Annotated in this window: 22 protein-coding genes, 1 tRNA gene and 2 pseudogenes; 8 read left to right on the forward strand and 17 right to left on the reverse strand. The window is 62.1% G+C overall.

The features are described 5' to 3' along the window. The 13 genes from B0O95_RS10520 to upp all read right to left on the reverse strand — a co-directional run. A partial coding sequence (locus B0O95_RS10520; RefSeq protein WP_146064053.1) for an Rpn family recombination-promoting nuclease/putative transposase occupies window positions 1–199 on the reverse strand: 199 nt, incomplete at its 3' end. A 436-nt stretch (window positions 200–635) separates the two neighbouring features. Beyond that, window positions 636–712 (reverse strand) — tRNA-Met (locus B0O95_RS10530). A 122-nt stretch (window positions 713–834) separates the two neighbouring features. Next, window positions 835–1086, reverse strand: coding sequence for a cysteine-rich CWC family protein (locus B0O95_RS10535; protein ID WP_104077862.1), 252 nt, complete (start codon window positions 1084–1086; stop codon window positions 835–837). 454 nt (window positions 1087–1540) lie between these two features. Beyond that, a complete protein-coding gene (mdtD, locus tag B0O95_RS10540; RefSeq protein WP_104077863.1) occupies window positions 1541–2956 on the reverse strand; it encodes a multidrug transporter subunit MdtD in 1416 nt (471 codons plus the stop codon). 655 nt (window positions 2957–3611) lie between these two features. Further along, on the reverse strand, window positions 3612–5081 hold the full coding sequence (gene rng, locus B0O95_RS10545) for a ribonuclease G (protein ID WP_104077864.1): 1470 nt from the start codon (window positions 5079–5081) through the stop codon (window positions 3612–3614). A 3-nt stretch (window positions 5082–5084) separates the two neighbouring features. After that, window positions 5085–5798, reverse strand: a complete 714-nt coding sequence (locus B0O95_RS10550) for a Maf family protein (RefSeq protein WP_104077865.1) — start codon at window positions 5796–5798, stop codon at window positions 5085–5087. Window positions 5799–5875: 77 nt separating this feature from the next. Continuing rightward, entirely contained in the window at window positions 5876–6346 is a 471-nt protein-coding gene (rlmH, locus tag B0O95_RS10555; RefSeq protein WP_104077957.1) for a 23S rRNA (pseudouridine(1915)-N(3))-methyltransferase RlmH, read from the reverse strand. 37 nt (window positions 6347–6383) lie between these two features. After that, complete coding sequence (rsfS, locus tag B0O95_RS10560; protein ID WP_104077866.1) at window positions 6384–6779, reverse strand: ribosome silencing factor; 396 nt, start codon at window positions 6777–6779, stop codon at window positions 6384–6386. Between the two features lie 2 nt (window positions 6780–6781). Continuing rightward, window positions 6782–7462, reverse strand: coding sequence for a nicotinate-nucleotide adenylyltransferase (locus tag B0O95_RS10565; protein WP_199180495.1), 681 nt, complete (start codon window positions 7460–7462; stop codon window positions 6782–6784). Between the two features lie 83 nt (window positions 7463–7545). Next, window positions 7546–8538: an oxygen-dependent coproporphyrinogen oxidase gene (gene hemF / locus B0O95_RS10570; protein ID WP_233203291.1), complete on the reverse strand. Its 993-nt coding sequence runs from the start codon at window positions 8536–8538 to the stop codon at window positions 7546–7548. A gap of 6 nt (window positions 8539–8544) precedes the next feature. Then, window positions 8545–9819 carry a phosphoribosylamine--glycine ligase gene (gene purD / locus B0O95_RS10575; RefSeq protein ID WP_104077868.1) on the reverse strand — a complete coding sequence of 425 codons (1275 nt, stop codon included), beginning with the start codon at window positions 9817–9819 and terminating at the stop codon, window positions 8545–8547. Between the two features lie 44 nt (window positions 9820–9863). Beyond that, window positions 9864–10589, reverse strand: a complete 726-nt coding sequence (locus B0O95_RS10580; protein ID WP_104077869.1) for a YebC/PmpR family DNA-binding transcriptional regulator — start codon at window positions 10587–10589, stop codon at window positions 9864–9866. Window positions 10590–10914: 325 nt separating this feature from the next. Further along, window positions 10915–11565 (reverse strand): uracil phosphoribosyltransferase, encoded by a 651-nt coding sequence (gene upp, locus B0O95_RS10590; protein ID WP_104077871.1) that lies wholly within the window; start codon window positions 11563–11565, stop codon window positions 10915–10917. A 260-nt stretch (window positions 11566–11825) separates the two neighbouring features. On the opposite strand from upp, the gene B0O95_RS10595 reads away from it, so the two are divergent. Together B0O95_RS10595 and B0O95_RS10600 are read left to right on the forward strand one after the other, a co-directional pair. Beyond that, window positions 11826–12242 (forward strand): methylglyoxal synthase, encoded by a 417-nt coding sequence (locus B0O95_RS10595; protein WP_104077959.1) that lies wholly within the window; start codon window positions 11826–11828, stop codon window positions 12240–12242. A gap of 24 nt (window positions 12243–12266) precedes the next feature. Further along, on the forward strand, window positions 12267–13241 hold the full coding sequence (locus B0O95_RS10600; protein ID WP_104077960.1) for a quinone oxidoreductase family protein: 975 nt from the start codon (window positions 12267–12269) through the stop codon (window positions 13239–13241). Here B0O95_RS10600 and B0O95_RS10605 read toward each other — a convergent pair. Next, entirely contained in the window at window positions 13224–14492 is a 1269-nt protein-coding gene (locus B0O95_RS10605; RefSeq protein WP_146064054.1) for an F-box-like domain-containing protein, read from the reverse strand. The genes B0O95_RS10600 and B0O95_RS10605 overlap by 18 nt on opposite strands. 425 nt (window positions 14493–14917) lie before the next feature. On the opposite strand from B0O95_RS10605, the gene B0O95_RS10610 reads away from it, so the two are divergent. The 6 genes and pseudogenes from B0O95_RS10610 to B0O95_RS10635 all read left to right on the forward strand — a co-directional run bounded on the left by B0O95_RS10610 (window position 14918) and on the right by B0O95_RS10635 (window position 20392). Further along, window positions 14918–17722: a DUF4118 domain-containing protein gene (locus B0O95_RS10610; RefSeq protein WP_104077873.1), complete on the forward strand. Its 2805-nt coding sequence runs from the start codon at window positions 14918–14920 to the stop codon at window positions 17720–17722. Beyond that, window positions 17719–18417, forward strand: coding sequence for a two-component system response regulator KdpE (kdpE, locus tag B0O95_RS10615; RefSeq protein WP_104077874.1), 699 nt, complete (start codon window positions 17719–17721; stop codon window positions 18415–18417). Before B0O95_RS10610 ends, kdpE begins: the two co-directional genes overlap by 4 nt. Window positions 18418–18569: 152 nt before the next feature. Beyond that, window positions 18570–18890, forward strand: a complete 321-nt coding sequence (locus B0O95_RS10620; RefSeq protein ID WP_104077875.1) for a DMT family transporter — start codon at window positions 18570–18572, stop codon at window positions 18888–18890. A 123-nt stretch (window positions 18891–19013) separates the two neighbouring features. After that, complete coding sequence (locus B0O95_RS10625; RefSeq protein ID WP_104077961.1) at window positions 19014–19661, forward strand: DUF4126 domain-containing protein; 648 nt, start codon at window positions 19014–19016, stop codon at window positions 19659–19661. Then, window positions 19657–19896, forward strand: a pseudogene (locus B0O95_RS10630) (hypothetical protein); the annotation flags it as partial. The gene B0O95_RS10625 and the pseudogene B0O95_RS10630, both read left to right, overlap by 5 nt. Window positions 19897–19918: 22 nt before the next feature. Then, on the forward strand, window positions 19919–20392 hold the full coding sequence (locus B0O95_RS10635; RefSeq protein ID WP_104077877.1) for a group II truncated hemoglobin: 474 nt from the start codon (window positions 19919–19921) through the stop codon (window positions 20390–20392). Window positions 20393–20413: 21 nt separating this feature from the next. Here B0O95_RS10635 and B0O95_RS16555 read toward each other — a convergent pair. The 3 genes and pseudogenes from B0O95_RS16555 to B0O95_RS10650 form a co-directional block, all read right to left on the reverse strand. After that, window positions 20414–20790: pseudogene (locus B0O95_RS16555) on the reverse strand (SDR family oxidoreductase); the annotation flags it as partial. A gap of 4 nt (window positions 20791–20794) precedes the next feature. Further along, window positions 20795–21379, reverse strand: a complete 585-nt coding sequence (locus B0O95_RS10645) for an LOG family protein (RefSeq protein WP_104077962.1) — start codon at window positions 21377–21379, stop codon at window positions 20795–20797. Then, window positions 21379–22134 (reverse strand): TetR/AcrR family transcriptional regulator, encoded by a 756-nt coding sequence (locus tag B0O95_RS10650; RefSeq protein ID WP_104077879.1) that lies wholly within the window; start codon window positions 22132–22134, stop codon window positions 21379–21381. The genes B0O95_RS10645 and B0O95_RS10650 overlap by 1 nt, the downstream gene beginning before the upstream one ends. Window positions 22135–22262 lie beyond the last annotated feature (128 nt).

The raw sequence follows: 22262 nt of genomic DNA on the forward strand, positions 1-22262 counted from the left end.
ACCACAGTACGTCCGAATAGTAAGCGCGCAGATCTTCTTCCACAAAGCTGCCCGACTCCAGACGCAATGTGTCCAGGTCGCACTGCGCCAACCACCGCGTGGGCAAATGCAGGCTTAAAAAATCCCGCGCGGTTTCCGGATGCGTGAGGAACTGCTTGAAGAGCGCGTCGTGCGGCGTCATCGTCGATGAGCGTTTCATGCCGAACGTGAATGATAGGGGCCGCTTATCTTACCATCGCCCGCGCGCGGCGCCCTTACGGCGGTTCTGCATCGCGACGACAATGAGCGAAACTGACCTCTCGAATCGATCTTCGGCGCGCATTGTCTCACGCTCATCGTTTTTCGGCGTCGATGTCGGTGCGACTGATTTGGTTCGCCGCTTGTCCGCTGAGCGAAAACGGCGCGGTGCAAACTCGGCTCGATATGGCAAAGTGGTCATGTGGCCCACTTCAACAACGCGCGCCTCGACTACACTCAACGCGCGGTTACGTCAGCCCCATGATGTTTGGGAAGAACAGGTCCGCGGCTTAACAAGTTGTAGCCGCGTCATTCCCTTAGCTATGGGATCCATCAGACAAGGGAAAAAGGTCATTTAAGGCGTAGATCCGCTGCGGAATCGTGCCTTTTGCGAATTTTGGTTGCGGGGGTAGGATTTGAACCTACGACCTTCGGGTTATGAGCCCGACGAGCTGCCAGACTGCTCCACCCCGCGTCTGGGAAGAAAAGGATTATAGCGGGGTCTAACGAGTAGGTCAAATAGTTAGATGATCAATGCGCATTTCATCGTGACGACGCTTGCGCTAGTGACCGTATCAGAACGGGCGCGTGGCCGCCTCAGGAAGCCTCTGAGCCGGTGCAGTCTCGGCTGTGGCAGACCGGGTTCACATGGTCCACTCCGTCCGGCGCGGTGGCGTCGACCGACATGCGTGCAAGCTTGTTCACCAAACAGCTAGGGCACAAGCAGCCTTGCTCGGAATCCAGCGCGCGGGCAGGCAACGGTGGCAAGTTTGCGCACCAGCAGGGGCGGCTGGGATTGTCCGCCCCGCAATCAAATGCTTCGCCGCAGTACGAGCACCGTTGTCCCATTTCCCACCATTTAGTTCATCGACACTTGGCCTGGAGCCGTTCAAGCAGTTCGCGGGCTTCACGCGACAGTTGCACTTCCGGTGAAGCCAGGTGCGGCTACACCAACACAATATCGTATTGTTGTATTGTAGGGTAATCTCTAGTGATTCACGGATAATGTGCCCCCTAGTAAATGCCTCGCTGGACGGGCATCTCCTAAAAATTGATCCCTGCAGTTCAGCATTCTCAGGCTTCAACGTGCCGCCGTGTTGCCTCTTGATCTCCTCAGCAATGATCCAAGCTTCGCTCTTCAGAGCGCCGACGGTATGCTTGCCCTGCGGCAGCCTGGCGGCTGGGCAGGGGTGTCGGAGCATCGGGGCGATGAGCCGTTCGAAGAATGACGCGTCGTGACGTTGGACCATGCCTTTCCTGAAGGACTTACGGAGAAAAGTTTGTGGCGCTTGGTATCCGTTTTCTAAGACGCCCCTTTATTCGTTGAGCAACGCGGCGCCGCATTTACTGTTCTATTGGGTTTAAGCTGCCAAAATATGCAGGCTGAACCTGCGATGATAAGTCCGACGCAAATAAAATTAGCTTTAAAGACGGGTAATAAGCTATCGTTTGCCTGTATGGTGAACAGTGACTGAAAAAGGTCCAATAAAATACTCGCGACAGTTACACCCAGGCTCATGGCGAGCATTTGAACGGTCGCAAATAGACCATTTCCACTGCTGGCGCCTCTGCCAACTAAGTCCTTAAGTGTGGCCGCACTCATTGCGGTCGCCTGTATTGAATAAAACCCACCAAAAGCAGCCAACTGGACTACACGAAGCCAAATCGGTTGCTCTGGCGAAACCAATGAAAAACTCGCGATTATGCTGGCTATCAACAAGCTATTACCAACCAGGATACGACGATAACCATAGTTTGTGATGAGCGGGTTAACAAACCGCTTGGCTCCCATGGCAGCCAGGGCCATAGACAGCATCATCAAGCCGGCCTCATAAGGGGCGTAACCAAGGCCTAGCTGTAACAGCAACGGAATCATATAAGGTAGCGCATCCCCGCCCATACGTGTCAGCCCGTTGCCGAGCAGACCTATGCGGTAGGTGCGTACCGCGAACAGGCTAAAAGGAAAAAGCGGATGATCCGTATGCGCCGCATGCCGACCATAGGCAATCAATGTCACCGAGCTGATTCCCAGCAATACCAAAACGACGGCAAAGGACAGATGGTGGTTCGCTAAGCCATTGAGCGCTAATAAAAGCGTTAGCACGCACGCTGCAAACAGCATATATCCATTTAGGTCAAAGCGCTGTGCCGGTAGCTTGATATTTGGGATGGCTATCTGAGCGGCTATGAAGACTGTCATGCCAATCGGCACATTAACCCAGAAAATCCATCGCCAGGAAGCAAGTGATACGATCCAGCCACCGAACGCTGGTCCCAGAGCTGAACCAAGAAGCCCGGGTATCGCCACAAAGCCCAATGCATGCAAGTACTGGCTTGGAGGATGCGTTCTTAGAATGGTCAGTCGTCCAGCGGGCAGCAATATTCCGCCGCCCAAGCCTTGAACGACCCGTGCCATCACTAATTCGTCCAAAGTGCGCGAGATGGCACAACCGATTGAGCCTACTGTAAAAAGTGCAACAGCTATTAGAAATATACACCGTATACCTACACGGTCCGCCAGCCAGCCGGAAGCTGGGATGACCATAACCATCGCCAACGAGTAGGCGAGTACGACCGGTTGCATATGCAATGGATGTCTACCGAGATTGTTCGCTATCTCCGGAAGAGCAGTATTCAGCACAGTAGAATCAAGGGTCTGCATAAAGAACCCGGTTCCCACAATCCACAGTAGTACAGTCAATGCTTTTTCACTTTGCATGCGATTTTATGGTGCAACAAGATTTTAAAAATACGAGGCCGCTCTATCCCTATTGTCTCTATCCTGTGGTTTACGCTGCATGGTAGGAGAAGGTATGCAAAACCGGTTGTTTATCAAGCGTACTCTCAGGGTAGACAAATAGTCTACATGATTTGCTTTTTTCGGTACATAGTAATGTTCTTGCCATGCGGACGACCTCTATAACACGCTATGTAAAATATACATAGCTCATCAAATGGAGGATGTGCGCGGATGTTGATTAATGGTTGTTTTCGACAGTAAAAATATACCTCATCAATGGCATATAAGCAGGATGACTTATTTCCATAACGAATGGCATGGCATGGCAGCCGTGCGAGCTATGTTGTTGTTATGCGTTGCTGCCGAAATTTGGCTTGCAGCAGTTCGCGTATGAAGCCGCCCTAAAGGAAAGGAGCAATGTTCAGACCTAGGCAGATGTGCGCAGAAGAATTCCTGGCGACGGCCCGTGCGGCGATTCGAGGCGGCAAAGCTTAAGTGTGATGGCCCGCAGACTGGCCGTCTCGGAGCGAACGCTGGGCAACTGGGTAAGGGCGATCAGGCCGATGAATTGAATGGTTCCGGCGCCAAGACCGTCACGCCGGAGTAGAGGGCGCATTTGCGCTGAAGGGTCACCCTACATCAACACGATGTCGTACTGTTCCTGGCTCAAATTGGACTCGACCTGCAGCGACACGGGCTTGCCGATGAAGTCGCACAGCATCGCCAGATGCTGCGATTCTTCTTCGAGGAACAGGTCGATCACCTGCTGCGCGGCAACGACGCGAAACTCGCGGGGATTGAACTGCCTGGACTCGCGCAGGATTTCCCGAAGGATGTCGTAGCACACCGTGCGTGCCGTCTTGACCTGTCCCTTGCCTTCGCATACCGGGCAGGGTTCGCACAGCAGATGCGCAAGCGATTCGCGCGTGCGCTTGCGGGTCATCTCGACCAGACCGAGCTGCGAGAAGCCGTTGACGGTGACGCGTGTGCGGTCTCGGCTCAGTGCCTTTTTCAACTCGCCAAGCACCGCATCGCGATGCTCGCCATTCTCCATGTCGATGAAGTCGATGATAATGATGCCGCCGAGATTGCGCAGCCGCAATTGCCGTGCAATTGTATGGGCGGCCTCGAGATTGGTCTTGAAGATCGTGTCGTCGAAGTTACGTGCGCCGACGTAGCCCCCCGTGTTGACGTCGATTGTCGTCATCGCCTCGGTTTGGTCGATCATTAGGTAGCCGCCGGACTTCAAGTCGACACGGCGGGACAGTGCGCGCAGGATCTCGGTTTCGATGTTGTACAGATCGAATAGCGGGCGCTCACCAGTATAGTGATGCAGCTTGGCGGCGACAGCCGGCGTGAATTCATTGGCGAACTCGACGAGCATCTGCGATGTCTCGCGGGAGTCGACCTGGATTCGTGTCGTATCGTCGTTGACGAAGTCGCGCAATACGCGCTGCGCTAGGTTCAGGTCCTGGTACAGTAATGTCGTCGGCGGCATCCGCGTCGCCTGCGCTTGGATCGTGGTCCATGTCTTGCGCAGGTAAGCGACGTCGTTGGACAGCGCCTCACTGGACGCATCTTCGGCGATCGTACGCACGATATAGCCGCCTTTTTCGTCGACCGGAAGCACCGACGTTAGCCGGGCACGGACCGCTTCGCGTTCCGCCTCGCTCTCGATCTTCTGCGAGATGCCAATGTGCGGCTCCTGTGGCAAATAGACGAGCGTTCGCCCGGCAATGCTGATCTGCGTGGACAGGCGTGCGCCCTTGGTGCCGATCGGGTCCTTGACCACCTGGACCATCAACGTTTGCCCTTCGAAGACGATTTTCTCGATCGGTTGCTGCGGTGCACTGACCGCCGCATCCGGCGCGAGCCGGGGGTGCCAGATGTCGGCCACATGCAAGAACGCGGCGCGCTCCAGCCCGATGTCGATGAATGCCGATTGCATGCCGGGCAGTACGCGCACGACCTTGCCGAGATAGATATTGCCGACGCGGCCGCGTGACAGCGTTCTCTCGACATGAAGCTCCTGCACGGCACCTTGCTGGACGATGGCGACGCGGGTTTCCTGCGGGGTGACGTTGATCAGAATTTCTTCGTTCATGATTTATTGGAACGCCACACGGGCCGCGCGTAGTAGCGCGGCGGTCTCGAAAAGGGGCAGGCCCATGATACCTGAATAGGACCCGTCGATCCGCTCAACGAACTCGGCCGCGCGGCCTTGGATGCCGTAGGCGCCTGCCTTGCCGAAGGGCTCGCCGCTACGCGCGTAGCGCGCCAGCGATGCGTCGCCCACCGCGGCAAACCACACGCGTGACACGGACAGTGCGCTGGTGACAGTGGCATCAGCGCCGACCAGTGCGACGGCGGTCAATACCCGATGTTCGCGGCCGGCTAAGCGCTTGAGCATCTGCAACGCGTGATCGACGTCGCTCGGCTTGCCGAGGATTTCGTCATCGAGCGCCACAGTGGTGTCGGCCACAAGAATCGGTGCCGGCGCTGCATCGCGTTGTCGGGCCAGCAGTCGGTTCCGGCGTGCACCAGCGGCCGTTGCCTTGGCTAGCGTCACGCGTACAACGTAGTCCTGGGGGGATTCGCCCGGCCGTTCGGCTTCTAGTGCCTCGGCATCTTCGTGCTCTTGTGCGAGCAGCAATTCGAAGCGCACGCCGATCTGCTCCAGCAGTGCCCGACGACGGGGGCTTTGCGACGCAAGATAAATAAACGAATGGCGCGGCGTGGCAGAGCAGGCGCTGTTTGCGCCAGATGCCTCGTGTGTCGACGGGCTGAATGCCGCCGGATCGAGCGATGATGGAGTGGACATGATTACCTGGACGAGAAGGGCCGTGCCGCTCGCCGGCGTCGCGAGTGGCTGGCAAGCGGACACGTCGGGCGTTACCGCTACGCCCGATGATAAGGATGATTTTGCGTGATGCTCCACGCGCGGTAAAGCTGCTCCGCCAGCAGCACGCGGACCATGGCGTGGGGCAGTGTCAGGCTGGAGAGTCGCAGCAGCAGATCGGCCTGTGCCTTGATGGCCGGATCCAACCCGTCCGCGCCGCCGATGACGAAGGCCACATCGCGGCCGTCCTGCTGCCAACGCGGCAGTTGCTGTGCCAGCTGCATCGTGGTCCAGTCAAGGCCATGTTCGTCCAACGCAATGAGTCGCGCGCCCTTGGGCAGCGCCGCCTCGATGCGCGTACGCTCGGCTGCCATCACGCTTGTTGCGGCGCGTGTTGATGCCCGTTGTTCCGGCTTGATCTCGCGCAATTCAATGCGCAGTTCGGGCGGCATGCGCTTCGCGTATTCGTCAAAGCCGCGCGCAACCCAGTCCGGCATTCGGTGTCCGACTGCGACAATATGGAACTTCATGCCGATGGCTCGGGCGCGGCTGCCGCCGCCATACATGTCACGTCGCCAGGCCCGGCGCGACTGGGCCGCTGTCTTGCGTGCCGGCCTGGCCGCCGAGCTTCACGTGCACCGGCTTGTCTCCCCAGATTTCCTCGAGTCGATAGTATTGACGCAGCGCGGGCTGCATAATGTGCACGACCGCGTCGCCGCAGTCGACCAGCACCCATTCGCCGGTGTCCTCGCCTTCGGTGCTGACGATGTCACCGCCGCTCGCTTTGACCTTTTCGCGCACACTGTTGGCCAACGCCTTGGTTTGCCGGTTCGAGGTGCCGCTTGCAACGACCACGCGGTCGAATAGCTCGGTCAGATGACTGGTGTTAAAGACGCGGATGTCCTGCGCCTTGACGTCCTCGAGTGCGTCGATGATAACGCGTTGCAATTTGCGGATATCCATGTTTATGTCTGATACAGATGATGTTGACGGATGTACTGCCAGACCGCGTCCGGCACGCTGGCGACTGCCTCGAGGCGGCCACACGCCCGTTCACGTAGCAACCGCCGTACGTGCGTGGCCGAGACGTCCAGCGACAGCGTGGTATCGAGCAGGACATGGCCGTGGGTCGTCGCACGCAGCGTGTCGGCCGACGCGCTGCGTCGCCCGATTTCGTCAAGCACCGTGGCATCCGCCTGCGATAGGTCGAATCCGGGACGCGTCGCGACACCGACATGGGCGAATTCGAATAATCGGCGCCAGTTTTTCCACGTATGCAGGCGGACCAGTTGGTCGGCCCCGATCAATAGCGTCAACGACGCCGCCGCGCCGTGGCGCGCGCGCCATGCGGCCAGCGTCTCAGTCGTGTACGTCGGGCCAGGATGATCGATTTCATCGGTCGCGACGCTCACCCGCGTGGCGGGTAGCATCAGCGACGCCGCCGCCAGGCGAGTCATCGCGAGCCGGTGCCGCGCGCACGATACGTCGCTCTTTTGCCACGGTTGCCCCGCTGGCAGCAGCACGAGTTCGGTCAACCTAAGCCATTCGGCAAACCGGCGCGCGAGCGCCAAGTGGCCGACGTGGATCGGGTCGAACGTGCCGCCCAGGATGCCGATCCGTGTAGGCAGAAGGGGCGCGGCGGGCATGTCGATGGCGTCCGGCGATGATGGGTTCGGCGAACTCAGGTCTGCGTCCTTAAGCAAGGCGATCGGGTGGCGGCCGTCGCGGTTCAGATCCAGTCGCGCACGATCAGGAAATCGCGATACAGCTGGGCCTCGGGCGAGCCGGCGTCCGGATGCCAATCGTAGCGCCATTTCGCTACCGGGGGCATCGACATCATAATGGACTCGGTCCGCCCGCCACTTTGCAGGCCGAACAGCGTGCCGCGGTCGAAGACGAGATTGAACTCGACGTAGCGGCCGCGCCGGTAGGCTTGGAAATCCCGTTCGCGCTCACCATAAGGCATCGCGCGCCGCCGCTCGATGATCGGTAGATAGGCGGCGAGCAGGCCGTCTCCGACGTTGCGTGTCATCTCGAAGCCGCGCGCGAAGCCCAACTCCGCTATGTCATCGTAAAAAATGCCGCCAATGCCGCGTGGCTCTCCACGGTGCTTCAAGTAGAAGTACTCGTCGCACCACCGCTTGAAGCGCGGATACAACTCGTCGCCGAACGGAGCCAGGGCGTCGCGGCACGTCAAATGGAAATGCCGCGCGTCCTCCTCGAACCCGTAGTACGGCGTCAGGTCCATGCCGCCACCGTACCAGAACACCGGCGCTTCGTTCGGGTGGGTCGCGACGAACAGCCGCACATTCATGTGCACGGTCGGGCAATAGGGATTGCGCGGATGGAGCACCAGCGATACCCCCATCGCCTCGAAGCTGCGCCCGGCCAGTTGCGGGCGGGCGGCACTGGCCGACGGCGGCAATGCGGCGCCGCTCACGTGCGAGAAACCGACCACGCCGCGCTCGAAGCATTCGCCGTCCTCGATCACGCGCGAGCAGCCGTCTCCTTGGAGCTTGTCACTCGGTTCACGGCGCCACGTATGCGTGTCGAATGGCTTGCCGTCGAGTTGGCCCAACGTATCGGCGATATGGCGCTGCAGCGTGAGCAGATAGTCGCGCACCGGTGCCAGATCGCCGAGCCCGGCGGCTGTGCCGCGCGCTGGCGCGCTAGCCGAAGCCGGAACGGTGGACGGGGTGGCTGGGTCGAACGGACGGCTCATTGCGGATCAGTGCTTGCGGTTCAGGGCGCGGTGACCAATGTCGCGGCGATACTGCATGCCATCGAATTGAATATGATGGATTGTCTCATAGGCGATCGACTGTGCCTCGCGCACCGAGTCGGCCAACCCAACCACGCACAGCACGCGTCCGCCCGAGGTGACCAGCTTGCCGTTGACCAGCGCGGTGCCCGCGTGGAATGTGACGGCAGTTTCGGTCTGCGCCGGAATGCCATCGACGCGGTCCCCCTTGCGCGGCGCGTCCGGATACTGGTGCGCTGCGAGCACGACGCCCAGCGCCGTGCGCCGGTCCCATTCGAGTTCAACGGTGTCCAGTGTGCCGGCGAGCGCATGCTCGACGACACGGGCGAAGTCGCCTTTGAGCCGCGCCATGATCGGCTGCGTCTCCGGGTCGCCCATCCGGCAATTGAACTCGAGCGTCTTCGGGTTACCCTGTGCGTCGATCATTAACCCAGCATACAGGAAGCCGGTATAGCGCAGGCCCTCGTGCTCCATGCCGCGCACGGTCGGCAGGATGATCTCGCGCATCACGCGCGCATGCAATTGCGGCGTGACGATCGGCGCCGGCGAGTAGGCTCCCATGCCGCCGGTGTTCGGACCTTGGTCACCGTCGAGCAACCGCTTGTGGTCCTGGCTCGACGCCAGCGCGAGCACGTGCTTGCCGTCGACCATCACGATGAAGCTGGCTTCCTCGCCTTGCAGGCATTCCTCGATGACCACGCGCGCGCCCGCGTCGCCGAGCTTGTTGTCGGCGAGCATCACCTCGATCGCGCGGTGCGCTTCATCCAGCGTTTGCGCTACCACCACACCTTTACCGGCCGCGAGTCCATCCGCCTTGATCACGATCGGTGCGCCCTTTGCCTCGGCGTACGCGTGCGCCGCCGTCACGTCGGAGAACGTCTCGTATTCGGCGGTCGGAATGCCGTGGCGCTTCATGAACGCCTTGGCGAAGTCCTTCGAGCTTTCAAGCTGCGCCGCCTCGCGGGTCGGCCCGAAGATCTTCAGGCCGCGCGAGCGGAACAGGTTGACGATGCCTGCCGCGAGTGGTGCCTCGGGCCCGACCACGGTGAATGCGACCTGCTCGCGCTCGGCGAAGTCGGCCAGTGCATGCAAGTCAGTGATATCGACGTTGTGCAGGCGCTCCTGCAGCGCCGTGCCACCATTGCCCGGCGCCACGTAGACCGCGGTGACGCGCGGCGATTGGGCGAGCTTCCACCCGAGTGCGTGTTCGCGACCGCCGGAGCCGACGACCAATACCTTCATGGAAATCCCCGAAAAAGCCAAAAAATCTTCTACGCGAGCCGTTACTAGTCGGCGATGACCGCGTTCGTGTAAACGTCCTGCACATCGTCAAGGTTTTCCAGCGCATCGAGCAGCTTTTGCATCTTGACTGCGTCGTCGCCCGTGAACTCCACCTCGGTTTGTGGTTTCATCGTGACCTCGGCGAGTTCCGCCTTGAAGCCTGCGGCCTCGAGCGCGGCTTTGACCTGCGCGAAATCGTTCGGCGGGCACACTACCTCGATGCTGCCGTCGTCATTGGTCGTCACGTCGTCGGCGCCGGCCTCGAGCGCCGCCTCCATCAGTTTGTCCTCTGGCGTGCCGGGCGCGAATAGGAACTGGCCGACATGGTCGAACAGGAATGCGACCGAGCCGTCGGTGCCTAGATTGCCGCCGTGCTTGGAGAACGCGTGGCGCACTTCGGCAACGGTGCGCGTGCGGTTGTCGGTCATCGTGTCGACGATGATCGCCGCACCGCCGATGCCGTACCCCTCGTAGCGGATTTCCTCGTAATTCGCGCCATCGACGCCACCTACGCCGCGCTGGATCGCGCGATTAACATTGTCCTTTGGCATGTTGGCGTCCGTTGCCTTGTCGATCGCCAGTCGCAGGCGCGGGTTCGATCCGGCATCGCCGCCGCCCAGCCGCGCCGCCACGGTGATTTCCTTGATCAACCGCGTCCAGACTTTGCCGCGCTTGGCATCTGCCGCGGCTTTCTTATGCTTGATGTTGGCCCATTTCGAGTGACCAGCCATGATGGTTTCTCCGACCGCGCACGCAACGCGCGCATCATTCATTCAAATATCGATGTGTCGTGGCGAAGTCCCTGGCGCGTGGCGCCATCGGGACGACGGCGTACGTCGCGCGCCCTGCTGTCCGCCGTGCGCGCGTCGCGTTCGCGCGCGAGGGGCGACGCGGCAAGGGCGTTCGACGGGAAGGCGCAATTTTAGCATGCCGGCTACGCGTACAAGCCGTGCGGCCGCAATGTGGTTTCCGACCCCATTCAGTGATCCGCTTCCTCGCCTGTCCTCAGGCTCCGCTCCCCGCTCGCTTCTCCGGCCCGGGCCGTGCGGTCTGTCCCTAATTCTTGGTGCCGAACAGCCGGTCGCCCGCGTCGCCTAGGCCCGGCACGATGTACGCGTGCTCGTCCAAGTGTGAGTCCAGCGCCGCGACATACAATTTCACGTCCGGGTGCGCGTGCGTGAACACCTGCACCCCTTCAGGAGCCGCGACAAGGGAGAGGAACAGGATATTGGCGCCCCGTACGCCGCGGCGCTTCAGCACGTCGACTGCGTACACCGCCGAATAGCCGGTCGCCACCATCGGGTCGCACAGGATGAACGTGCGCTCCTCCAGGTCGGGCAGCCGCACCAGGTATTCGACCGGACGATGATCGTCTGCCCGGTATACGCCGATATGGCCAACGCGTGCCGACGGAATCAACTCCAACAGCCCATCGGACATGCCCACGCCGGCGCGCAGCACCGGCACGATCGCCAGCTTGCGTCCGGCGATCACCGGTGCGTCGATTTCGACCAGCGGCGTAGCGATGCGGCGCGTGGTCAGCGGCAGATCGCGGGTGATCTCATAGCCCATCAGCAGCGTGATTTCCCGCAGCAACTCGCGGAAGGTACGCGTGGAGGTATCTCGGTCGCGCATGTGCGAGAGCTTGTGCTGGATCAGCGGGTGATTGAGGATGAAGAGGTTCGGGAATCGGCTGTCTTGTTTCATGGCGGCGGGAGGGTGGCGTGGACGACGGCGAAGCGTCATACCAACCCAGTTTACCCAAATATTGGCGCCAATCCCACGGTGATCGTCAACGCGGCGGTGCGTGTCAACGCGATGCGGCCGATTCCAATACAATCGGCGCTTGGCATACGCTCGACGCGCAGGCCGCCGCGCAGGGCATTGACCCGGCCGCATTCCGGAGCACGTTCTCACGCGTACGCATTGCCGATCCCGTTCGAAGCATCCACCGGAGGACAGCGCCCATGACCACCCGTATCGCGTTGATCGCGCACGATCACAAGAAAGACGACATTGTCACGCTGTGCGGCGAATATGTGCACGTGCTCAGTCGCTGCGAATATGTGCACGTGCTCAGTCGCTGCGAACTCGTGGCAACGGGCACGACCGGCTCACGCATCGCGCACCGGCATGGCTTGCCGGTACAGTGCAAGCTGTCGGGCCCGCATGGGGGCGACCTGCAGATCGGCGCGGAGCTGGCCGAAGGTCGCATCGACATGGTGATTTTCCTGCGCGACCCGATGACGCCGCAGCCGCACGAGCCGGATATCAACGCGCTCGTGCGCGCATGCGACGTGCACAACGTGCCGTGCGCGACGAACATGTCCACGGCGCGGATGATCCTTGAGCGGCTCGCGCAGCGGCTGGATGCGCCGGCCTGAATCGATTTGCCACCAGGAGCCATGATGACCAAAGCCATTCGTTTTGAGCGCATCGGCGGACCGCAGGTGCTGCAGTGGGTTGACGTCGACGTGCCGGCGCCCGGCGTGGGCGAAATCCGCGTGCGCCACCATGCGGTCGGCCTGAACTTCATCGATGTGTATTTTCGCACCGGCTTGTACCCGCAGCCGCTGCCCGCGGGCCTGGGCATGGAGGCCGCTGGCGAAGTGGTCGACGTCGGCCCCGGCGTCACCGATTTCGCGCTGGGTGAACGTATCGCCTATGCGGCGCGCCCGCCTGGCGCCTATGCGCAGGAGCGTGTGATCACCGCCTCCAGCGTGGTCAAGCTGCCGCAGTCGATCTCGTACGAGCAGGGGGCCGCCATGATGCTGCAAGGCATGACAGCGCAGTATCTGCTTCGGCGCACGTACCGCGTGAAGGCCGGCGATACGATCCTCGTACACGCGGCCGCGGGCGGCGTCGGGTTAATCATGTGCCAGTGGGCGAAGGCGCTTGGCGCGACGGTGATCGGTACCGTCGGCTCGGATGAGAAAGCTGCGCTGGCGAAAGCCAATGGCTGTGACCATCCTATCGTCTACACGCGCGAGGATTTCGTGCAGCGGGTTAAGGAGATCACGGCGGGCCGCGGCGTGCCGGTAGTTTATGACTCGATCGGCAAGGACACCTATGCCGGCTCACTTGACTGCCTTGCGCCGTTCGGCCTGTTCGTCAGCTTCGGCAATGCGACCGGCCCGCTGCCGCCGATCAATGCGGCCGATCTGGCGAACCACGGCTCGTTGTACTTCACGCGGCCGACGCTGTTTACGCACATCATGAAACGCGAAGACCTGCTCCAGATCTCGGGCGAGCTGTTCGACGTCGTGCAACGCGGGTGGGTGCGGATCGGTATCCACCAGCGTTACGCGTTGCGCGACGCGGCCGATGCACATCGGGATCTGGAGGGCCGGCGCACGACCGGCTCATCAATCTTGCTGCCCTAGCGCCATATCGGCATTGTTACCGGCGTCGATGATGCGTGCGATCGCGGCGCGTGCCGCACTGCGTTCATCGGCGCGCAGGAACACGATCTGGTCGAGCGCATACTGGATGATATTCTCGGCTAGTTCGCTCGCGTTGGGCGGTAGCAGCATGACTGCCTTGTGCCAGGCCGCCGCTCGCGTGTCGACGTGCAACGCCGGGACGGTTTCCAGCAGCGTCTGCGCGGCGAAAGTAGAGTACTGTGACGGCCAGCGCTCGATCATCGCGTACAGGGAGTACAATTGTGCCGGCTGCAGTTCCGCCGGGAACATTGGCAATGCTCGGAGCAGCCCGAGCCACGCTTCGGCCATCGCCGGTTGCGGTAGCGACATCGCGATCTGTCGAATCTGCCCATATTCCGCGATACTTGTCTGACGGCCCAACGCAGGCAGGGCGACACACAGTGCCGCCATCGCCTTGCCCTGGTCGGACGATGGAAGGCTCAACAGCGCTTGCCGCAGCATGCGGTACCATTGCGTGGCTTGATGTAGCGTCGCTGCATCGCGTACATTGAATCCGTACACGAATGCCGGCAACTGGGCCGCGAGCGTACTGATCAGCGCCGCCCGTTCGGCCGTGTCAAGCTGCGGGATCCATGCAAAGAATTCATCGTATCGCTGGATGAACCGTTCGCGTGGCAGCACGTGCAATTGCGATGCGAGGGCGGACCCATAGCGCGACGGTATCGGATGGCGCTGCCACACATGCGCGTAACAGAATTCGTACGCGTTGGCGCGGACACTTGGGTCAAGGTATTTCAACGTGTTAACCACGGCCCTACTGACCGCATAACCCGCGGCAGGCAGTCCTGCGGCAGCGGTGAATATCGATTCGAAGGCTGCCGCTTGCTCGCGCTTGGGAAAGCTGTTGCGCAGCAGTTGTGCCAACAGCGTCAAGATCGGGACGATGCGCAGCCCAGGCTGCTCGACGATGTCCTGCTCGATCTGTGTCAGTAGCGCCTGTACGTCGGCGGCGTTGACTACGGTTTTGGCGTGATGGGCATGGCGCTTGGATAGGATCTGCTCGTGCAGTACGGCATGGGTGCGTCGCTCGACCATTGACAGACGGCAAAGGTCGCGGGTGTCCAGATAGCGACCGATTTGGGCGATCAACTCGTCGGGCAAGTCGCAATAGGTGGTCGCTCGCGTGCCCGCTGCACCCGCGCGGGGCTGCAGGCTTGCATGAATCAGCGACGCCGGCTCGGGTTCGTGCATCGGTTGATGCTGTCGTTCCTCTCGTGTCACGGATAAAGCGGCTTCGAGGGCTGCGACCGAAACGTTTGCATCGGTGTCCATTTATCTCTCCTAGTACCGGGCATTCGCGATGGGCTCGCGGGGGGGCCGTCTAAAACGGTGAGCCTTGATTCAACCGCAATGGCCGCCGCGCGTGTCTGTGGCCGTTGATAAGCAGACGGGACTTGGCGGATGAGACGAGCATACCAGCCATATTGTCAGCGTACACTGACATGATTTTGCGCCGCCTGTTTCACCTCTGATGCGTTTTTGGGCACGCGCGCGCGTTATGCAGCCACGCTTGTGCCGGGTCGGCTTCGCGAGAAAGATCGTCTCCGGTTCTCGGGCTCGGGCATACTGGAGCCCGCACGCAGGCGCGTGCCTGCTTCGGACTTTTTAATACGTGAATGGAACGCCCCGACCCTGATGAATTGCTCGACAAGCTGCAACGCGAGGAGGAAAAAAAACAGCGCGGCAAGCTGAAAATTTTTTTCGGCGCGTCAGCGGGCGTGGGCAAGACGTTCGCGATGCTGCAGGCGGCACGGCGATGCCGCGACGAAGGCGTCGACGTCGTGGTCGGCGTGGCGGAAACCCACGGGCGCAGGGAAACCGTGGCGCTGCTCGATGGAATGCCGTCGATTCCCGCTGCCCGTTATCCTTATCGCGGCAAGGTGTTGCCGGAATTCGATCTGAACGCGGCGCTGGCACGCAGGCCGCAGTTGATCCTGGTCGACGAGCTTGCGCATTCGAACGTGCCCGGCGCACGCCACCTGAAGCGTTGGCAGGATGTGCAGGAACTGCTGGATGCCGGGATCGACGTCTACACGACGCTCAACGTCCAGCATCTCGAAAGCCTGAACGATGTGGTTGGCCAGATCACTGGCATTCGTGTATGGGAAACGGTCCCGGATCGAATATTCGATCTGGCGGACGAGGTCACGCTGGTGGATCTGCCCGCGGACGAACTGCTCGCGCGCCTGCGCGACGGCAAGGTCTATCTGCCACAGCAGGCAGAGCACGCGGTACGCCATTTCTTTCGCAAGGGCAACCTGATCGCGTTGCGGGAACTAGCGTTGCGACGCACCGCGGATCGGGTGGATGCGCAGATGCGCGAGTATCGCGCAGATCAGTCGATCGAGCGCGTCTGGCACGCGCGCGAGCGGATCATCGCGTGTGTCGGCCCGGGCTCGGAGAGCGCGACGCTGGTGCGCGCGGCTGCGCGGCTTGCGGCGAGCTTAAAGGCGGATTGGCTGGCAGTCTATGTCGAGACGCCGAAGCTGCAACGGCTGCCGGACACCGTCCGAAAGCGCACACTCGATGCATTGAAATTGGCCGCCGAACTCGGCGCCGAAACGGTGACACTGGATGGGCCCGACGCGGCCCGCACGCTGCTTGCTTATGCGAGGATGCGCAACGTGTCTAGGCTCGTCGCCGGCGTGCCGCGCACGCGACGCTGGCTTGCCCCGTCAGTCGGTGAGCGGTTGTTGCAATTGGCGTCCGACATCGACGTGACGCTGGTGGGCGCCGGCCGCGCGCATGAGCAGCGTGGTGCACGCGGCGACGTGCGCAGCTTCGCGTCGTCGCTGGGTGACGAGCACCGCTCAAAGCTGCGTCACTACGCGTATGCGGCGGCGATCAGTGCCGGCATCACGGTAGTGGCGACCGAATTGCTGCACCGGATCGATCTGGCGAACCTGGCCATGCTGTATCTGCTCGGTGTGATCTTCGCTGCCGCAAGGCTGGGGCGCGGTCCGGGTGTGCTGATGTCGTTTCTCAGCGTCGCGTCGTTCGACTTTTTCTTCGTGCCACCGCGTATATCGCTGTCGGTGTCCGACACGCAATACCTGTTGACATTCGCCGTGATGCTGCTCACGTCACTGACGATCAGCCATCTGACGTCGAGCCTGCGTCGGCAAGCGCGTATCGCGACGCTGCGCGAGCGGCGCACCAGCGCGATGTACGCGATGACGCGAGAGTTGGGTGCGGCGCTTGCCACCGGCCAGATCATCGAAATCGGCATGCGGCATGTCGCGGAAGTGTTCCAGGCGCACGTGTCGATCTTGTTGCCGGACAGCAACGACAAAGTCAGGCAGAAGGTCGAGGAGCCGGATCCGGCGATCATGCTGCAGCCGCCGGCACTCGATACCGATATCGCGCAATGGGTTTACGACCAGCAAAAGCCGGCTGGGCACGGCACCGACACGTTGCCGGCTGCCGACGCACTCTATCTGCCGCTAAAGGCGCCGATGCGCACGCGCGGCGTGCTGGCACTGGTGGCGGCGCGCTTCGAGGACCTGGCGGTGCCCGAGCAGCGTCGTATGATCGATACGTTCGCCGCGCAAATCGCACTAGCGCTGGAGCGCGTGCACTACGTCGAGATCGCGCAGGACGCGCTGGTCAGCATGGAGTCCGAGCGGTTGCGCAACTCGCTGTTGTCGGCCATTTCGCACGACCTGCGCACGCCGCTGACGGCCATCGTCGGCTTTGCGTCGATGCTCGCCGAGCCGCAGGACGGTGGTGCGCCGCCTCGGCCGCAGGCCGAGCACGACCTGATCGAGGCAATCCACGAGGAAGCGCTGCGCATGACGCGCTTGGTGACCAACTTGTTGGACATGGCCCGGCTGCAGGCCGGCGCGGTCCGGCTCAATCGCCAGTGGTTGATGCTCGAGGAAATGGTGGGCGCCGCACTCGCTGCATGTCGCCGGAGCCTGGCCGCCCATCCGGTGCACACGCGCGTGCCGGCCGAGCTGCCGCTGCTACGGCTCGATCCGGTGCTGATGGAGCATTTGTTCGCCAACCTGTTCGAGAATGCCGCGAAGTACACGCCGGCCGGCGCGCCATTGTCGATTGATGCGGGTGTGGTCGAGGACGGCGCGCGCCGCTATGTCAAAGTGGCGGTCGAGGACAGCGGCCCCGGTCTGCCGCCGGGCATGGAAGCGCGCGTGTTCGACAAGTTTACGCGCGGCGAAAAGGAATCGGCCAAGCCCGGCATCGGCCTCGGGTTGGCGATCTGCCGGGCCATCGTCGACGCTCACGGCGGTCGAATCGGTGCGGAAAACCGCGTTGATGCGCAAGGCCGCGTGCTGGGGGCGCGCTTCTGGTTCATGTTGCCGGCCGATGAGGTACCTCCGGGCGGCGGCGAAGCGCTGGAACAGGATGCCGACGCAGCGCGCAGCGGGCATGCGGTTGACGAGATCACACCAAAATCATGAGCGAACCGAACGCGACGATTGTCCTGATCGAGGACGAAAAGCAAATCCGCCGTTTCGTAGGCGCCTCGCTGCAAGCGCAGGGCATGACGGTATTCGACGCGGACACGGGTCGGCAGGGGCTGGTCGAGGCCGCTACGCGCCGGGCGGATCTGGTGATCGTGGACCTGGGTCTGCCCGATACCGACGGCCTGGACGTGATCCGCGAATTGCGCGGATGGACTGATCTGCCGATCATCGTGTTATCCGCTCGCAGCCAGGAGGAGCAGAAAGTGGCCGCGCTGGATGCGGGGGCGGACGACTACCTGACCAAGCCGTTCGGCGTGTCGGAGCTGCTGGCGCGGATCCGCGCGCAGTTGCGCCGGCGCAATCGCGGTGGCCAGGACGACACGCCGCAAGTACAGTTCGGCGGCATCGTCGTGGACCTGACCGCACGCCGCGTGACCCGGGATGGCGAGGTGGTGCATCTGACGCCGATCGAATACCGGCTACTGGTTACGCTGGTGCGCCATGCCGGCCGCGTGTTGACGCACCGCCAATTGCTGCGCGACGTCTGGGGGCCATCCCATGTGGAGAGTCATCATTATTTGCGCATCTACATGGGGCATTTGCGACAGAAGCTGGAGCGCGATCCTGCGCAGCCCGAGCACATCGTGACCGAAACGGGTGTCGGATACCGGCTCGCCGGCGTGCAGTAGCAGCCTCGCCTGATGCGGCGCTGTGTCGCGGCACAGCCACGCTCGGCAGCGCGCCCGGCACTTTGATAGAATCGACGCAACCCGTTGTGCGTGACGGCCCGCGCGCTACGGTTCGTATCGGGGACGACCCCATTTCGTCAAGGTTGTAGCCGATGGCGTGGATCTTTCTGGTGATAGCGGGCCTGCTCGAAGTGGCATGGGCTGCCGGCCTGAAAAGCTCAGAAGGCTTTTCCCGGCCTGGCTGGTCGATCTTCACACTGGGGACGGCGCTGGTCAGCTTCGGTTTGCTGGCACTGGCGATGAAACAGTTACCGCTGGGCACCGCGTATGCGGTGTGGACCGGTATCGGCGCGCTGGGCGCATTCGTGTTCGGCATCGTGATGATGGGCGAGGCGCTGACGCCGGCCCGGGCGGGCAGTGCAGTCCTGATCCTGGCCGGGCTGATTGGCTTGAAGCTCACGTCCGGCCATTGAGCGAGGCGGCGCCCGCGCGGCGGCTGTCGCTATAATGGTTTCGGGTTTATCCAACACTGACGCTTGCGGCGCGCGCTGCACTGGCCCTTGCCGGTGCGCGCGGGGGCGCGCAAGGAGGCGTTAATGCTTTACGCCCTTTCTCTGGCAACCGGGCTTGCGTGGGCAAGCGGGCTGCGCTTGTACCTGACGGTTCTGTTGACCGGCCTGCTCGCGTCGTTCGACGCCGTGCGTCTTCCCGATGCGTTGTCGCTACTGGGTTCGCCGTGGATCATCGGCGCCGCAGCGCTGTTGGCGATTGCCGAATTTCTGGCCGACAAGGTGCCCGCCGTCGACTCGCTGTGGGATGCGCTGCACACGCTGATTCGCATCCCGGCCGGCGCGATGCTCGCCTATGGCGCGGCCGGCCATGCCGATCCGCGTGTATTGGCGGCGGCGGCGTTGGCCGGCGCGGCGATCGCCGGCACCGCGCACCTGGTCAAGGCTGGCGCCCGCGCGTTAATTAATCTCGCGCAGCAGCCGGCGTCGACCTGGGTCGTGTCGTTTGTGGAGGACACGATCGCCGTACTCGGGTTGTTGCTCGCGTTGTTCATGCCGGGGCTGTTCCTGCTGGGCATGCTGGTGTTCCTGGCGTTTGCCGCGTATGCGTTGCCGCCGTTGTGGCACGGCGTGCAGCTCGGTTTTCGCGGCATGGCGACGGACATGGTGCCGGTGCGCCGTCAGCTGTCGCCGTTGGCGGCGCGCGTGTCGCGCGGCCGTGGCCCGCGTGGTTAATCGACGCGCGCGCCAAATGATTGGCGCCGATTTCGTCGCGTGGGCAGATCATCCCGTTGAGCCGCTATTCGCGTTGCATGCCCGCTCGCTTGGCCTTGCCACGGCCGATACCGCGATCTTTCCCAGTATGGTCAGCCGCGCGGTGATGGCTTCTGTCAGCGCGGCACGCCACGTTGACACCGACGCGCCGGTTTCCCGACTGGCGGCGCTCAAGGCGGTGTCGTCCGGATATCCATTCAATGATGGGGACACAAGCCATGACCGAAGACGGGCAGCGTAACGATCGTGTCGCCGCCGTGGCGCAGCAACAAGACAACGGCGGCGTGCAAGACGAGGCTGCTGCGCAGCCGAGCTTGTTCGACTGGGTCGGCGGCGAGCGCGCCGTGCGTGAGCTGGTTGATCGCTTCTACGACTTGATGGACCTCGAAGCGCAGTTTGCCGGGATCCGCGCGTTGCATCCGGCCACGCTGGAGGGCTCTTGCGACAAGTTGTTCTGGTTTCTGTGCGGTTGGCTCGGGGGACCGGACCATTACGTGAGCCGGTTTGGCCATCCGCGACTGCGCGCCCGCCATTTGCCGTTCGCGATCGCATCCAGCGAGCGCGATCAATGGCTGCGTTGCATGGCATGGGCGATGGAGGACGTGGGGCTGTCGCTGCCGCTGCGTGAGCGGCTGCTGACCTCGTTTTTCCAGACGGCGGACTGGATGCGCAACCGGCCTGATCCGGCTTGAGCCCAGCTGCAACGGGGGCAGCTACAGCAGCCTGTGCGCCAATCGTGCCGCGACCTGGGCAGTGTGCTGGTCCTGGTCGAGCGACGGATTGTATTCGGCGATGTCGGCCACGCGTATCACGTTCACGCGGATCTCGTGCGGGCCCAACTTCATGGCCAGGCTGATCGTTATCGTATCGATTCCTTCTTTGGAACCGGCATAGTCGACATACTCGTTTGGCGATTCGAAGCGGCAGCCGGAGACAAGTTGATGATCGCGCCGCCGCACTTGCTGCGATCCGTCCTCATACGGTGGGCCGCTTCACGCGCGCAGAGATAAGTGCCGAGCGCGTTGGTTTTGAACATCCGCCGCAGCCGCTCGACATCCATGTCGGCCAGCGGCAACGACGGCGCCACGATGCGACTAGACCGCTTCGCGCTTCTCCGACCACTTGTCGCCAACCGGCGGCACGTAGCGTTGCAGCCCGTCGAGCAGCGCGTCGGCGTCTGACTCCACTTGGAGCAGTCCGACGTAGTCGTGCCGCATGAAGCCCTCATTGGCGGTGTGGCGCAGCATTGCCAGCAACGGATCGTAATAGCCGGCGACGTTGAGCAGACCGACTGGCTTTTGGTGATAGCCGAGTTGCGCCCACGTGTAGACTTCGAACAACTCTTCAAACGTGCCGGCGCCGCCGGGCAGCGCGACGAACGCGTCGCTCAGGTCAGCCATCATTTTCTTGCGCTCGTGCATGTTCGCGACGACGTGCAACTCGGTCAAGCCGCGATGACCGACTTCCTTGTCGATCAACAGCTGCGGGATCACGCCGATCGCATGGCCTTGCGCTTGCAGTACGGCATCCGCGATCTCGCCCATCAAGCCGACGTGGCCTCCGCCATAGACCAGTGTGAGACCCGCGTGCGCGAGCGCGCGACCAAACGCTTGTGCCGCCTGCCGGTATTCGTCCCGACGGCCGATAGCGGAACCACAATATACGCACACCGAACTAATCATCGCGCCCCCTTCGGGCGTTGCGTCTCGGCCTTGCCTGCATCGGGCCGTGTCTCGCCCCTGCCGTCGCGCGGTGGCAGGTAGTCGGCGAATTCGCGCATCGGCAACCGGCCGGAAACCAGGTCGTCGAATAATTGGCGCGAACGTCCGCGCAGATAAGGGGCCATCAGCGATACGATGTGTAGGCTCGCCTGATGCAATTCGGTCCGGATCGCCTCCTGCTCGTTGTACTTGCGTGGGTTCATCACGAACTGGTACGACAGCCAATAGGTCGAGATCACGCCGATGTTGGTCGAGATCACGCCAATCTCCTGGGGCGTCGCTTCCATCTCGCCGTCGGCGATCAATTGCTCGCACAACTGGCGCGCGAAATTGACCTTGTGCGTGATGATCTGCTTGAAGTGCGTCTCCAATGTGCGGTTGCGCGCCAGCAGATCGTTCAGGTCCCGATAGAGGAACCGGTACGTCCACAGAAAATCCGCCATGTAGGCCAGATAGGCCCACATCTCGTCGATGGTCGGACGATGATCATCGGGAAAGCGCAGGCGCTTGCTGATCTCCTGCTCGAACTGGGCGAAGATGCTGTTGATGATGTCGTCCTTGTTGCGGAAATGGTAGTACAGGTTTCCCGGGCTGATTTCCATTTCCTCGGCGATCGTCGTCGTCGTGACGTTCGGTTCGCCGATCTCATTGAAGAGTCGCAACGACAGTTCGAGGATTCGGTCGCGGGTGCGACGGGGCGGTTTCGATTCCATGGCGTCGGCTCTGTGCGCCGGAAAGTCCGGCTGGTGGGCTCGCACGGGCGAGATCGCCGGATTATAAACTGCTGTTTTCGCACTGAGGCGTGAGCTTTCTTGTATCAGACAGATTGATAGACTCAGCG

Source organism: Mycetohabitans endofungorum (assembly GCF_002927045.1).
Classification (GTDB): Bacteria; Pseudomonadota; Gammaproteobacteria; order Burkholderiales; family Burkholderiaceae; genus Mycetohabitans; species Mycetohabitans endofungorum.